Raw genomic sequence first — 15,469 nt, 5'->3', positions numbered from 1 at the left:
GAGCCTGCTCGCGATGAGGCCAGTTCAGCCGCCACAAAAAACGCCAACCCTACAAAAACATCTCCCGACTCAACCCATGCCGCTGCATCTTTTCATTGAAGGTGCGACGCGGCAGCTGCAATTCCTCGAGCACTGCTTTCACATCGCCCTTGTGCCGCGTCAAGGCGGCGCGCAGGCATTGAGCTTCGAAGGCTTCCTGCTGGGCGGCTAGGGATTGGCCTGGCTCCGTGTCGAGGACGCGGGGTTGATCCAGTCCCAGCAGGTGACGCTCGGCGACGTTGGCCAGTTCACGCACATTGCCGGGCCAGTCGTGGCCGAGCAAATGGCTCAACTGCGCACCGCTCAAGGGCACGGCGGGGCGACCCAGGCGTTCGGCGGCGTTGTGGGTGAAATGATCGAACAACAAAGGAATGTCCTCGCGCCGTTCACGCAATGGCGGCAGGCGTAGCTCGGCGACGTTCAGGCGATAGGCCAGGTCTTCGCGAAAACGTCCGGCGCGGGCTTCGTCGAGCAGGTCGGGCTTGGTGGCGGCGATGATGCGCAGGTCCACATGGATGCTCTGGTTCGAGCCCAGGCGTTCGAGCTTCTGTTCCTGTAGCACCCGCAGCAACTTGACCTGTTGAGCCAGGGGCATGCTCTCGATTTCATCGAGAAACAGCGTGCCGCCGTCGGCGTATTCGAGCTTGCCGATGCGCTTGCCCTGGGCGCCAGTGAAGGCGCCGCTTTCATGGCCGAACAGTTCAGCCTCGAACAGCGGTTCGGGAATGGCCGCACAGTTCAATGCCACGAAGGGTTTGTCTGCCCTGGGACCGAAGTCGTGCAGGCAACGGGCGACCAGTTCCTTGCCGCTGCCGGTTTCGCCGCGGATCAACACATTGACCGGCAGTGTCGCCAGGTCCAGCACCTGGCGACGCAGGTTTTGCAGCGCCCGTGAAACCCCAAGCAGTGTCCCATCGAGCTTGTCCTTGACGTCGGCCTGCTCGTGCAGACGACGGTTCTCCAATACCAGCGTGCGCTTGTCCAACGCCCGGCGCAGGCTGCCGAGCAGGGTTTCGGGCGTGAAGGGTTTCTCCAGGAAATCGTAGGCGCCGTCGCGCATGGCTTCCACGGCCATCGGCACGTCGCCGTGGCCGGTCAACAGGATCACCGGCAGGTCCGGGTCGCGTCGGCGCACTTCGGCCAGCAGCTCCAGGCCGCTGAGCCCGGGCATGCGCACATCGCTGACAATCACCCCCGGGAAATGTCCTGGCAATTGCGCCAGGCATTCTTCGGCGCGACTGAACAACTGCACTTCAAAACCCGACAGGCTCAACCATTGCTCCACGGCGCTGCGAATGCTGGCCTCGTCGTCGACGACGATGACCTTTTTCAATGTGCAAGGGTTAAGCATGCAACTGCGCCTCCTGATCGATCGGCAAGGTCACGCAGAACTGTGCGCCGTTTTCATGGTTGTCCGCCGTCAGTCGTCCACCCGATTCATGAATGATTGCAAAGGAAACCGCCAGGCCCAAACCCAGGCCGTCGCCCACTGCCTTGGTGGTGAAGAACGGATCGAACACCTGGCTCAGGTGTTCCTCGGCGATCCCGGTGCCGCTGTCACTGACCGTCAGGCGCCACAATTGCTCATCGGCTTCCAGGCGCACTTCCAGGCGTTTGAGCGGCTGGCCGGCCATGGCATCGAGCGCGTTGCGCAGCAGGTTGATCAGCACCTGTTCCAGACGGATTGCATCGCCACTCACCCACGCCGGGCGGGTCAGGTGCAGCACCGTACTGACCTGTTCGTCCCGCAGGCGTGTGTCCAGCAGTTGCAGTGCCTGATCCACCACCACCGCCAGGTCGAGGCGTTCGCGCAGGCCGCTGGGGCTTTTGCGGGCGAAGGTTTTCAGGTGGCCGGTGAGTGCAGCCATGCGGGTCAGCATGTCGTCCAGGGGTTTGATGGCTTTGTAGGCATCATCGACCCGGCCATGGTCCAGCAACAGGCGCAGGGTTGCCAGTTGCATGCGCTGGGCCGTCAGCGGCTGGTTGATTTCATGGGCCAGGGCCGCCGACATCTGTCCCAGGGCTGCGAGTTTGGCCGATTGCACCAGTCCGTCCTGGGCGGTGCGCAAATCCCGGGTACGTTCTTCTACCAGCCGTTCGAGTTCTTCACGACTGCGCTGGCGCAGCTTTGCCAGGCGCCAGCGCTGGTTGAGAAACAGCAACAGAAACACCAGGGCCAGCCATAGCCCGGCGGCGGCGAGCCCGGCGTTGCGACGGTCTTCGAAGGCGATCTGCGGGCGGCGCAGCAAGTGCAGCGTCCAGCCTTCGGTGGTCAATGGCAGGGACTCCCACAGGTAATCCACGGCACCGTCGGGGGCCTCGACCCGGGCCAGATGACTGTTGTCGTCAAAGCGTCGCAGCGGCTCGACGGCCAAGGGTTGCAGCGGTTGCTTGTCGTATTGGCGAGTGGCCTTGAGCTCGGCGTGGTCGCTGTCGGTCAACGGCTGCAAGTGGCGATAACGCCAGCCCTCTCGGTTGGCGATGAAAATGATGCCCCGGGCATCGCTGACCAGCAGGGTGTCGCTGCCCTGCCGCCATTCGCGTTCCAGCTCGGGAAACTCCAGCTTCACGACCATCGCCCCCAGGAACTCACCGTTGTCGTCGGTCACTGCGCTGGACAGGAAGTAGCCCGGAATGCCACTGGTCACACCCACCGCATAAAACCGTCCGGTGCCCTGGGTGCGGGTCTGGAGGAAATACGGCCGAAAGCCATAATTGTGTCCGACATAACTGCTGGGCAGGCGCCAGTTGCTGGCCGCGACGGCCAGGCCGGTGTGGTCGAGCAATTCCAGTGTGGAAGACTTTGCGGCGCCGTTGATCTGTTCCAGTTTGCGATTCAGCGCGTCCTGTTGCGCGGTGCTGACCGGCCCCTTGAGGGCCGAGCGCAACTCGGGGTCCAGCGCCAGCACGGCGGGCAGGGCGCGGTAGCGCTCGATCAGGGTATGCAGGGAGTTGGCGTACAACGCCAGTTGCTGGTTCGCACGGCTGGCATCCTCTTCCAGTGCCTGGCGTTCGGCGTGCCGCACGGCCAGGGTTGCGGCAATGATGGCGCCGCTGAGGATCAGCAGGGTGTACAACGACAGACGCAAGGGACGAGGCATTGCCGGCATGTGACTGTTTCAAGGACTGGGCAGGGACAGGCACGATAGCATGCCGTCTGCCCGCGGTGATGCGCCTCGCTCCGGCGTTATCGGAGCATGCTTTGTGTCTTCCTCAAGCGGCCGATGGTTGCTTCCATCTCCCTTCTCAGGCTTTGAGGCGTGTCGCCACTGGACTGGCCGATTACTTTGCTGAGCGGTCGGTAGGTATTGACTGCGTCAAGTTCCGCCTCGGCAAACAGCGTCTCGATGTGGGCCATTTGTGCGTTCAATATTTCCACCATGCCGTTGATGTGCGCATCTGCCCGAGCGATTTTCTCCTCGGTCAGTTCATGGCTTGCGGCGCCAATTTCATGAATGATCTCAATGGTTCCCAAAACAATGCTGGTCACGGCTCCTATTTCGCTGGAGGCCACGGTTCCTGTCGCTTTCAGCGCGATCTTGGTGCCAGTGCTGGTCACTTCCTTTCCCGCTTTCAGGACGTTTTTCTGGGTGGGCGCGCTGACGGCGTGGGCCAGATCCCGGGCTTTTGCCTTGGCATAGTGAAAGAGGTCAAGATTCTTGTATTCGCCTTTCTTGACGATTTTTTCCGGGTCCAGTTTCCGGCTCTTGAAGTTGACCGCTGCGCTCAGGCTCAATCGTTCCAGCGCATAATCCAGGCCAACGCTCACCGCTTTGCTGGTGACGAACCCCAGCGCGGCGCCCATGACGATGCCGGGTGGTCCCGCCACGCTGCCCAGCGCCGCGGCGCCGAAGCCTACCGCGAGTCCCGTTCCGTAGCTGACAACCTGTGCACCGACGTGACTACCCACACGTACCGCAGAGGCCTGGGCGTGCGCTGTTGCCGAGCGATGGCTGGCCAGTTGAGTTTGCGCTTCGCTGGCTCTGCGTGAAGTCAGCTTCATGATGTCCGTGAACTTTTTGATCTCCCTGTCCAGCCGGTTATAGTTTTTCCAGCGTTGCCAATAGGCTGCGCTCTGCGCTTTTCTAGCGTCTCTCTGCGCCGGGGTCTCTAGTATCAACCCTTGGTAGTCGGTCAACGTCATCGGGTTATTGCCGACAAATCCATACAGATTCAACCCATCCACATCCCCCGCCGGGTCCGCACTGACCCAGCGCTGCAACCACGGGGCGTAGTAACGCGCGCCGTAGTAATACAGCCCGCTGCTGTCCATTTCCTTGCCTGAATAACGAAGGGTCTTGTAGTCGACTTCAATTCTGGAACGAGCGGCGTGCCAGGCGGTGCCGCCAAAGGGGTAGTAGTGCTCGAGGCTGATCAAGGCGCCGTGACGGTCCAGCTCCAAGGTGCTGGAACCCAAATGATCGTCGAGGGTGTAGCGCAATTGGTCGGCTTCGATGTCGCTTGGCTGGCCGGCTTCCCAATGCAGGCAACGAACACTGCCATGGGCCAATGCACAGGTGACCACGTGCAGTTGTTCGCCGTGGCTGCTGGTGCGGATTTCAAGGCCTGGCAAATATCGCGTTTCGTGGCGAGTGCTGGCGGTGGTGTGGGTCTTGCTGACCCGTTCGCCCTGGCTGTAGAGGCAGGTTTCGTCATCGTTCAGCAACCCGTTGTCGCGTTTGAGCAACGTGACTTTAGTGAGCTGGTCGCGGGCGTCCCACACCAGCGACTGCGCGCCGCGTTGCAGGTAAAGCTGGTTGCCATGGGCATCGAACAGCGCGTCGAAATCCGGCTCCGGATCGCCTTCGGTCCACTGCACGCCTCGGTTGCTGTGAGGGTCGATGCGCAGTGTCCGGGTGTGATTGTTGCCGTCGCGAACATGGCGCAGTCGGGTCAGGTTGTGGCTGGTGTCGTAGTCATACAGCTGGGTGTAGTTGAAACGGTGGCCGGGGTCGATGGGGACGATCGGCTCGGGTAAGCCGGGATGCAGCTGAGGTGTCTCGCCCTCGAAACCGCTGGCGCTGATCAAACGGTAGAGCGAGTCGTAGGTGAAGTCGCGATGACCGTCTACGCGCTGGTTGGCAAAGTACAGGGGGGCGACGGTATGGTCTTCGATACGCAGCACATTACCCATGGGGTCATGGAAGTACGTCAGGTTCTGGAGCAGGGCTTGTCCGGGTTTTCCGGTCTTGAGGGTGCTCAGTTGATCGTTGGCCGGGTCATAGGTCCAGCGGCTGGTCAAGCCGTTGGCCGTATCCTGGCGCTCGATCTGGCCCGCGGCGTTGTAGCGGGCGTCCAGCAGAATGGGTTGTGGCGTGTCCTGGTCCCTGAGTTGCAGGTCCACCTGTTTGAGTTGCCCGCCGATATCCAGCCGCAAGTAATGTCGGTGGCCAGCGGCGTCGGTCCGGCTCACGGGCGTGCCAAGGGCGTCGAGGGTCTGCTCGCAGATGTGGGGGATGGCATCGGCAAAACGGCGGACCTGGCGTAACGGCTCGCCCGTCAACCCGTAACTGTCCAGCTGCACGGTGCCGGAGGGATCGCTCTGCTCAATCAACTGCCCGCGCAGGTTGTAATCGGCATCGGCCGTGGCATCGGCGTAGGTGAAGGCGTCGACCTCGGCCCGGCCGTTTTCCTCCAGGGCTATCGGGCGCAACTGATGGTCATAAGTCACGCGCCAATGATGGGCGCGTTGATCCCAGCGCTCGCGGGACTCACCCGCCAGGCCCGGTAATATCAGGCGCCATCCGGCATCGACGCTGTCGGTATGCAGCGGCTGACCGGTGAGGCTATGCAGCGTTGTCAGGTTGGGTTTGGGCGCGTGACCGAAGAGGCGAGGGTCCCACTGCTCGACGAGATGGCCGATGCTCTTGTGGTGCTGGCGCGATATCAGCGCGACGGCGGGGGGCGATGCCTGGTTGCGCAAGTAAGTGGTTTGCCGCACAGGCAAGCCACGGCCATCCACGGCAACGACGTCTGGAGTGCGCAAATGCACGGTACTCATGGGGCTCTGGCCTCCAGAGGGGTGTCAGTCTGAACCTTGATGCAACGAGGAACGGAGCTGCCTGGATCACGTGGTCATCCATTTCGGGCGGCCCTTGCCATGGCCGACAGGATGCGCATGCCAACTCGCCCACAAATTGTCCGTCGTGCCCATTTCCTTGTAAGCGGTGATTCCCTGCTGCGCGGCCTTGATGTTGGCCAGGGTGGCTTGGGTTCTTTTGCGCAAGGCGGCGCGACTGATCGGTGCCAGGGCTTCCTTGGACGTCATGAAGTTAACGTTGGGCAGCAGGTCTGCGGGGGAGATGACATCGGAGCCTAACGCATCGAAAGCATTTTCGGCCCAGGCAGCGCGTTGCTCCACAGCCGTTTTCCAGTCGGCGAGCAGCGTTTCGATTTTGCCGATCTTGACGGGGTCGAGGCGGTTTTTGATGTCTTCGCCCTCGATGGCCCGGGCGAACATATTGAGTGTGCCGCCGATGATCGGGATCCACGACCCCATCACCCGGTTCATCACGAAGCTGGGGTTGAGGACTGAGTTGAGCGCCGGGTGGATCACCTCATCTTTCATCTGCCGCCAATTCTTGATGTCTTTAACCGCACCCTCGATACCGAGTCTGCGATCGATCGCCTCAACGGATATTTTTGAGGTCTGCGGTATGAGCGCGCCCACCAACCCTGCGCTATTCACGAACGGATCGGCGATCTCGCCGGCCACATCGCCGCCGACGTTGCCACCGATCAGTCCACCCGTGGTGGTGTAGGGCGTTGTGAAAGGGGCATCAGGCAGCACCAGATCGACCACCTCGCCCCCCAGCACACCTGTCTCATAGCCGAAGACGCCTTTGACCAGCTCTCCCCCCAGATTCCCCATCAGGCTTCTAAACACGCCTTTTTGCTGGATGATGTTGTGAAGCTGCCCGAGCAGTTGGCTGGACTCTCCACTGAGTTCGGAGAGAAAGCCTGAATAAAGCACGATCACGCTCTCGGCTTTTGCCTGCCCGTCCGTATCCACATAACGCAGTGGATTGTTGGCCACGAACGCATACCTGTTCAGCCCGTCCACATCCCCTGCCGGGTCGGCACTGACCCAACGCTGCAGCCACGGCGCGTAGTAACGTGCGCCGTAGTAATACAGCCCGCTGATGTCCATTTCCTTGCCCGAATAGCGCACGGTCTTGTAACTGACCTCTACGCCGGGACGGGCTATCAGCCACGCCGTGGCGCCGAACGGGTAATAGCCTTCGTGACTGATCAGTTGCGCATGCTGATCGAGCTCCATCATGTTTGAGCCTGAGTGGTCCTCCAGGCTGTAGCGCAACTGATCGGTGTCGATATCTGCCGGCTTGCCCATTACCCAATGCAAGCAGCGGACGTTGATCAAGCCCGTGTCGAGGATGATGATGTGCAGTTCTTCGCCATTGTCCCGGGTGCGGATCTCCAGGCCCGGGAGATAGCGCACGTCCTGAAAATGGTCGCGCTTGGCGGTATGGGTTTCGTGACGTTTGTAGACCCGGGTCCCTTGGCTATAGCGGTAATGTTCCTGGTCATTGGCGGCGTTTTCGCGGTCGATCAGGGTGACCATTTCCAGTTGGTCCCGAGCGTTCCATTGCAGGTTCTGCCCAGGCTGCAATGCCAGGAGATTGCCATGGCGATCGAACAGTGTGTCGAATGACGGGGCAGGATCTCCAGGCTGGTATCGCACCCCTCGATTGCTGCCCGGGTCGATGAACATCTGCCGGGTGTAGCCGGCACCCTCACGCACATGTGTGAGCTTGGTCAGATTGCCGCCCTCGTCATATTCATAGGTTTGCAGGTAGTTGAGCCGGTTGTTGGGGTCGGTTGGCTGGGGCAGGCCAGGTATATCCGAGGGCGGGCCATCGTCGTAACCGCTGGCACTGGTCAACCGATAGAGCGAGTCGTAGCTGAAGGCACGATGGCCGTCGACTCGTTGGTTGGCGAAATGGGTAGGCGTATAGGTATGGTCCAGAATGCGGGTGATGTTGCCCATCGGGTCGTGGACATACTCGAAGTCCACCAGTGCGGTGGCCGGGGCTTTTTGTGAACGTTGTCTGAGCAGGCGAGCGCTGGCCGGGTCATAGCTCCAGTGGCTGATGACGCTGTTGCCTGCGTGTTGTTCGATGATTTGCCCGGCGGCATTGTATTGGGCATCGTGCAACACCGTCTGCCAGTCGGTTTGCCCCTTGAGTCGCAACTGCACCTGCTTGAGCTGCCCGGCCAGATCGTAGCGCGACTGTTGCTGGTGTTCACCGGCATCGGTCTGCTCAAGGACAGCCCCCGAAGGCCCGAAGAGACGACGGCTGGTAAACACCTTGCTGTCGTGAAAAATACGCGTCTCACATAACGGCAGGCCGACCAGGCCATAGCTGTCCAGAAGCACAGTACCCGAGGGGTCGACCTGCTCGAGCAACCGACCGCGAAGGTTGTGATCGGCATCGGCCGTGGCATCGGCGTAGATGAAGGTATCGACTGCGACCTGACTGTTTTCCTCCAGAGCCACCGGACGCAGTTGGGGGTCATAGGCAATACGCCAATGACTGCCGCGTTCATCCCAGCGTTGCAAGGTTTCACCCGCCAGGCCCGGTAATGCCAGGCGCCATCCGCCATCGACGCTGCGGGTACGCAGCGGCTGACCGGTGAGGTTGTAGTCGTTGCGCAGGTTGGCCGTGTCCGTACCGTAGAAACGTGGGTCCCATCGGGCGATAAGGCGCCCGGCGACGTCATACGCCTGGGCCGTGACCAGCGTTTGGGTGTCGTCGTTCGGCGATCGGCGCCAGTAGTCCACTCGCCTGACCGAGCCTGCTCGTGCGTCAAGTACCGACAGGACCGGTGTACCGCCATGAGTTAGCCTGCTCACTCGTCAGCTTCCCGGGTCCGTGTCGTTGTAGTCGTGGTCGCACAAGTACCAGGGATGATGCACATGCCAGGCTTCATAGCCCTTGGCATTGATGACCTTGACCAGGCGTCCTGGTGGATCGTAGAACTGCTGGTCGTGGTAGCCGTGCAGACGCAGCGAGGCGTCGTTGATGTAGCGCCAGGCGTCGGCGAAATACGGCCGATAGACCCGCGTGACCAGTCCCTTGTTGTTGTACTCGACCCGTTCGCTGACGCGCCAGCGCGGGTCGGCCAAGTGCTGCAACGGTTGCCCGTTCTGTAGCTCCAGCGAGCCGTCCTCGGCCACGGCATAGGCCTCCCCGGGTTCGACCCGCTGCTTGGTTTGCAAGGTGCGGCCGAATCCGTCGATGGCGCTGAGGGTGATGCGGACCTGTTGCAATGGATCGTCCGGGTAGCGATCGGCGCTCAGCACGACGCTGTGAACCGGCTCTCGGGCCGTGGCCTGGATCAGCGTCCACAACTGTTCTTCGGCGGCGCTGCGTTCGGCCAGCCGCGCCAGGTGAATGCGTGCCCTGGCGCGGACATGGCCGCTGGGCATCAAGTAGCGGGCGCTGATCCACTCGTTGCGCTGCGCAAGGGAGACTTGGGCGAGGTCAAGCGCGCCCATCCAGCTGAACTCGTCGGTGCGCACGGCACTGGCGATTCTGCCCAGGGTGGCTTCGGGGTGTTCGATGGCATAAGCCGGTGTCAGGTCGTCGGGCAGCTCGTAGGTGTCGATGGCATCGAAGCCTGCCGGCAGGCCATTTTCGCTGCCGAAAAACGTAATGCCCAAAGGCACGCCGTCGGGGCCATACAGCGCTTGCTGCACGTTGTCGTTGGCGTCGATGATGCTCTGCGGCAACAGCGAGTGATAGTCGTATTCGATCTGGGTCGTACAGCCGTCCGGCAGGGTAATGGCGGTGGTCATCAGGTGATAGGCATCGTACGTCAGGGTCGTAACACCATGACTCTGGGTTTCTTGCAGGGCGTTGATCTGGAAGAAGCCATCAAGCGAGTGGTAGGTGGCAAAACCGCTCTTTTTCGACCAGAGGTTTTCGGCGGTGTCTTCGTCCGGATCTTCAGGCAGAAACAGCGGCATGGGCTCAAAGCCGATTTCTTCCAGTTGCCCGCGGATGTCGAACGGCGGTGGCACGGCGTCGTAGGCGTCCAGTGCCTGCTTGTCAAACTCGGCCGTCTCCAGCGGGCCGAGCAACGCCTGGAAGGCAATATCGCCTTGGTCGTCACGCAGGTAGTTCTGTTCCTCAAGCGCAACCAATTGCCGTGCGGCTTGCCATTGCGGGGAGTCGTGATGTGCGAGGAAGGTTTCATAGCTGATCTGGCGAGGGTTGAGGCCTTGCGGCAGTTCGCCCTTGGGGCGTTGCAAAGCGTTGGCTCGACTGCGCCAGGGCAGGCCCAGGCGCTGACGCCACCCGGTTTCGTCGAACAGGTGCAGGTGCTCGGCCCGGCTCTCGACAAGGTGGAACACCTGCTGCTGCTCATCATGGGCGTCGAGCCACCAGGTGTTCTCGTCTTCATCGTCGAAGGGGGGCGGATCGAGCGGCGTAAGGCGTCGGGCGTAATGGACGATGAAGCCGTGAACAAGCTGGCCGTAGAGATTCCATTTCAGATTGATGCCGTGCTGGCTCTGCGGGTCATTGGTAAAGCCGTCATATTGATGACTGAGCGCCTCCAGTTCCAATACCAGCAGGCTTTTGTGATGGGGATGGTGCTGGCGCAGCAGATAGCGTTGTTGCGTCACGGTGTAGGGCCGGGCCGTATCGTCCGATTCGGCGGGATGGATTTCTGTGCGTAACACCTGGCCGCCCAAGGCATAAGCCATTTCCCGGGCGGTCTCGGGGTCGGGCACGATTATCTCGTCGGCCTCGTCGCCTTCATGAAAGCAGCTCAACAGCACAGGACCAAGCGGCACGGCGTCATCGTCGCCGTCGAAACAGTCCTTCAGAGGCTGGTTGACGGTTCGGCCGGTGTGGAACCAGGTCTTGACCAGTACCGGCGCGGTAAAGCCGCTTTGCACTTCACCGTCGGGCAACTCGCTGTCCACCTGGTACAACCGAGCGAAGCCCCGGAACTCACGGTGATAGCCGTCGTAGTCGCCCTCGAAATAGGTGAAGCGCTGGGTCAGGCAATTGCCGGTGATTTCATCCAGCTGTTGCTGACGTGCCAACAACGGCAGGGCCATGGGCAGATAACAGGCCAATTGCTCGCCCTGCGCCCGGCGCTGTTGTTTTTCATCCAGCCAGTATTGCGCACTGCTGCGATAGGTCAGGGTGGTGCTGCAGCCCATGTTGTTATGGGTGGCGTTGAGCAGATAGGGCCGCGCCGCGACGAAGTCATAACGCCAATGCCTGGGCTTCATATCGGGGGAGATGTGGGGCACGCTCAGAATCAGACTGGCGCAACCCAGCCCCTGCAGATCGGCCAGGCTGACCTGGCACAGATTGTCGTACCGCACGCCCGCCGGCCATGGCACCTTGACGGGAGTTTGCTCAAGGCCATTGCCGCCGTGGTTGAGGTAAATATCGAAACAGTCGCTGTTAAGGTAGATCAGCGCGGGCGCTCCGGCGCCGTCCAGGTCGGCGATCCGCACCCGGTCAGCGTCGAATTGGCCGTAGCTGAAGGGCAGGGCGCTCATTACAAAACCTTCGCCGAAACGCCCGTGACCCAGGTTCGGCCAGCACTTGATTTCATCGAAGCGAATCCGGCACAGCTCGGTGCTGTCGCTGCCCAGCAAATTGCCGAACAACACCAGCTCGCTGCGCGAGTCGCTGAACAATGGCAGGGGGCTGTCCGGTTCATGGGGCACATTCACCCCCGGTGCGAACCCCTGCTCGCGGAGATTGGGGTACAACCGAACGCTTTTGGGCCCGACCATGGCCAGTGAGCGTAAACCGTCGCCGGTCAAATCGCCCAGTTGCGCGGCGGGGTGCAGGAACTCCGTCGGAAAACGATCAAACGGGGTGAAGGTCGACCAGCTACGGTCCGGGTTGAGGGTATGGAAGCCGCTCATGCCGGGTTGGGCAATGACCCAATTGAGGCGGCCGCTGCCGGTCAGGTCAGTCAGCACCTGCATCACGGCCGGGTTTTGGCTGGCGACCGGGATACTGTCCAGGCGAGACCACGGGCCATAACCGATGGCATCGTCATCGGGCCCGGCGCGCTCAGGCTCGCGGTAGTACCAGGCATCGGTGTAACGGCACAGAAACCCCGGCAGACCTTCGCCATACAGGTCCACGCATTGGTAATGCCGGTTGCCTTCGAGGGCGGGCATTGTCTCCAGATCGAAGAATTTTTCGGGTGTCAGGTTGAGGTCGAAATCGGTGTACTGCAATTCCACCGGAGGGCTGTAATCGACACCGCCTTCAGCGTCCCAGTCCTGATAGTGGGCGGCTGTCAGCAGGCTGTAACCTAGCGCAGTGGCGGTGTATTCCAGCACCAGCCGCCGGACCAGGGCAGGTTCAGTATCGGCCGCGGCAGGGAAGTGGTGGAACATCAACACCTGATGACACAAACGCCGCGTGCCGACCTCAAAACCGTATCGATAGGTGTGAAACGGGTCGCTGCGTAGCAGCCAGGGCGCCTCTTCGGGGGCTTGCCAGGAAGGTTGTTGCGCAAGATCGAGGGTGCGTTGCCCGTAGTCGAACAGCAGGTGCAAGTGCCAGTTGCGCTGCGCCGGGTCGGGCTCTTCAAAGCAGTACAGGGTGTCGCTGGCGCTGGCGTTGCCATAGCACACCCGCCGCAGGTAGCGCTGGGCGCGGTAGTCGTGGGGGCCATCCAGCGCGCCGGGGTCGGCCTGGTACTCATAATAGATGTGCTCGCCTGCCGGGCTGACTTCTTCGAGCAACAACCATTCGGCGATGCGTGGTGGTTTTGGGGGATCGGGCTCGGGTTCGGCTTCAGGTTCGGCAATGCGCGACGCTTCGGTTTTACCGTAGCAATACACATGGCCGTTGCTGCCCTGGACACGCCAGAAGGGTGCCTGGCCGTCGGTGGGTGTCCACAGCTCATAAATATCGAAGCTGCTTTCAGTCCTGGGGTAATAACGCACCACCGAGCACGTTGCACTGCCGGGGCCCGTCAGGGGGCGAATGAGCGGTTCGGCGTTGAATTCGGGCCAGCGGTCAACCCCATCGGCGTCGACCATGACATCCTCATCAGCGTAGTGCGGCACACCTCTGCTGGTTTTGCGCGTGATGCTGGCGATGGAAAGCTGCATGCCGATGCCGAAGATGCCGTTGCCGCCCTGGCTGCTGTAATTCAAGGTCAGCGCCGGCGTCAGGTGGCGGGCGGCGGACAGGGGTAACGGCAGTTCAAAAGAACTTGCCCCTCGCGTACCGACAGGGCCGAGGCTGTTACCGAGGGTGGCGATAGAAGCACTGCCGGCGATGGTCGGGGTCACGATCTGGAGGGGCGCTTGTTCTGCCATCGGGATCATCTCTGTTAGCCGACGCCAGGGCGAATACCCGGCATGACTTCAGGATGCCAAGAGATGGTCCTTGGGTAACCTGTCAGATCTGACAGGTAGGCGGGCATGCCGATGAACGGCTCTACTCACGCCCGGCGGGGAGCATTGTGTGGGAGGCTTGGCTGAACATAGGTCGGGGTCCACTGAAGATCCAGTGTGGGAGCAAAGCTTGCTCGCGATGACTGAGGCACATCCAACATGGATGCAAGCTGACCCACCGCTATCGCGAGCAGGCTCGCTCCCACAGGTTTTCTGCTGATAAAAAAAGGCCGGTGAGTTTGTCGCCCACCGGCCTTTTTTACGGCGTCAACGTGCGTGTTACTGCACTTCTACCGCCAGGCTGTCGCTGATTTTCTTCTGCCAGATCGCCGGGCCGGTGATGTGTACCGACTCGCCTTTGCTATCGACCGCAACGGTCACGGGCATGTCCTTGACCTCGAACTCGTAGATCGCTTCCATCCCCAGTTCGGCGAACGCCAGAACCTTGGACTTTTTGATCGCCTGAGCCACCAGGTAAGCGGCGCCGCCGACGGCCATCAGGTAGACCGCCTTGTTGTCCCTGATCGCTTCGATAGCGGTCGGGCCGCGTTCGGACTTGCCGATCATGCCCAACAGGCCGGTCTGTTCGAGGATCTGGCGGGTGAACTTGTCCATCCGCGTGGCGGTGGTCGGGCCGGCTGGGCCTACCACTTCGTCGCCTACCGGATCGACCGGGCCGACGTAGTAGATGAAGCGGCCCTTGAGGTCCACCGGCAAGGTTTCACCCTTGTTCAGCATCTCGACCATGCGCTTGTGCGCCGCGTCGCGACCGGTGAGCATCTTGCCGTTGAGCAGGACGGTTTCGCCCGGTTTCCAGCTCTGCACGTCTTCAGGTGTCAGGGTGTCGAGGTTCACGCGGCGCGCCGATGGACCGGCTTCCCAGACGATTTCCGGGTAAGCGTCCAACGGTGGTGCCTCCAGCGACGCCGGGCCGGTGCCGTCCAGCACGAAGTGGGCGTGGCGGGTGGCGGCGCAGTTGGGGATCATGCACACCGGCAAGGACGCGGCGTGGGTCGGGTAGTCCATGATCTTCACGTCGAGCACGGTGGTCAGGCCACCCAGGCCCTGGGCGCCGATGCCCAGTTGGTTGACCTTCTCGAACAGCTCCAGGCGCATCTCTTCGATGCGGTTCTGCGGGCCGCGGGCCTTGAGTTCGTGAATGTCGATGGACTCCATCAACACTTCCTTGGCCATGACGGCGGCTTTTTCCGCAGTGCCGCCGATGCCGATACCCAGCATGCCCGGTGGGCACCAGCCGGCGCCCATGGTCGGTACGGTTTTCAGTACCCAGTCCACGATGGAGTCGGATGGGTTGAGCATGGCCATCTTGGACTTGTTCTCGGAACCGCCGCCCTTGGCCGCCACGTCCACTTCCACGGTGTTACCCGGAACGATGGAGTAGTGGATCACCGCAGGGGTGTTGTCCTTGGTGTTTTTACGCGCACCAGCCGGGTCGGCGAGGATCGACGCGCGCAGGACGTTTTCCGGCAGGTTGTAGGCGCGACGCACGCCCTCGTTGATCATGTCGTCCAGGCTCATGGTCGCGCCATCCCAACGCACGTCCATGCCCACGCGCACGAACACGGTCACGATGCCGGTGTCCTGGCAGATCGGCCGATGGCCGGTGGCGCACATGCGCGAGTTGATCAGGATCTGCGCCATGGAGTCACGGGCCGCTGGCGATTCTTCGCGCAGGTAGGCTTCGTGCATCGCCTGGATGAAATCCACGGGGTGGTAGTAGGAAATGAACTGCAGGGCGTCGGCAACGCTCTGAATCAGGTCATCTTGCTTGATCACGGTCATGAGTCGCGCTCCTCTCTAAAGACGGGAACATTCAATAAGGTGCCGTCCGTTTGGGTGCATCGGTCGACGGACGGCACCTCTTAAGGCACGCCGGGCATGCTGGCGCGACACTAAAAAGGCGCGGCAGTATATCGCAGGCGAGCACCCTGTGGGAGCGAGCTGCCTTTGTGGCGAGGGGATTTATCCCCGCTGGGCTGCGCAGCAGCCCTGAAA

6 protein-coding genes are annotated in these 15,469 nt (G+C 61.6%); all 6 read right to left on the bottom strand.

What is annotated here, in order from left to right; all coding sequences use genetic code 11:
- Positions 1 to 49 precede the first annotated feature (49 nt).
- Entirely contained in the window at positions 50 to 1,390 is a 1,341-nt protein-coding gene (locus PSH91_RS21255; RefSeq protein WP_076383663.1) for a sigma-54 dependent transcriptional regulator, read from the bottom strand.
- On the bottom strand, positions 1,383 to 3,149 hold the full coding sequence (locus PSH91_RS21250; protein WP_305466688.1) for an ATP-binding protein: 1,767 nt from the start codon (positions 3,147 to 3,149) through the stop codon (positions 1,383 to 1,385). Before PSH91_RS21250 ends, PSH91_RS21255 begins: the two co-directional genes overlap by 8 nt.
- A 77-nt stretch (positions 3,150 to 3,226) precedes the next feature.
- A complete protein-coding gene (locus PSH91_RS21245) occupies positions 3,227 to 6,040 on the bottom strand; it encodes an RHS repeat-associated core domain-containing protein (protein WP_305466687.1) in 2,814 nt (937 codons plus the stop codon).
- A 66-nt stretch (positions 6,041 to 6,106) separates the two neighbouring features.
- Positions 6,107 to 8,914: an RHS repeat domain-containing protein gene (locus PSH91_RS21240; RefSeq protein WP_305466686.1), complete on the bottom strand. Its 2,808-nt coding sequence runs from the start codon at positions 8,912 to 8,914 to the stop codon at positions 6,107 to 6,109.
- 3 nt (positions 8,915 to 8,917) lie between these two features.
- Positions 8,918 to 13,375, bottom strand: coding sequence for a SpvB/TcaC N-terminal domain-containing protein (locus PSH91_RS21235; protein ID WP_305466685.1), 4,458 nt, complete (start codon positions 13,373 to 13,375; stop codon positions 8,918 to 8,920).
- 357 nt (positions 13,376 to 13,732) lie between these two features.
- Positions 13,733 to 15,256 carry a fumarate hydratase gene (locus PSH91_RS21230; RefSeq protein ID WP_047227110.1) on the bottom strand — a complete coding sequence of 508 codons (1,524 nt, stop codon included), beginning with the start codon at positions 15,254 to 15,256 and terminating at the stop codon, positions 13,733 to 13,735.
- Between the last annotated feature and the right edge of the window lie 213 nt (positions 15,257 to 15,469).

Source organism: Pseudomonas sp. FP1154, assembly GCF_030687245.1.
GTDB classification, from domain to species: Bacteria; Pseudomonadota; Gammaproteobacteria; order Pseudomonadales; family Pseudomonadaceae; genus Aquipseudomonas; species Aquipseudomonas rhizophila.
Note: the sequence above shows the minus strand (reverse complement) of the source record. Positions and strands in the feature narration are given on the sequence as shown.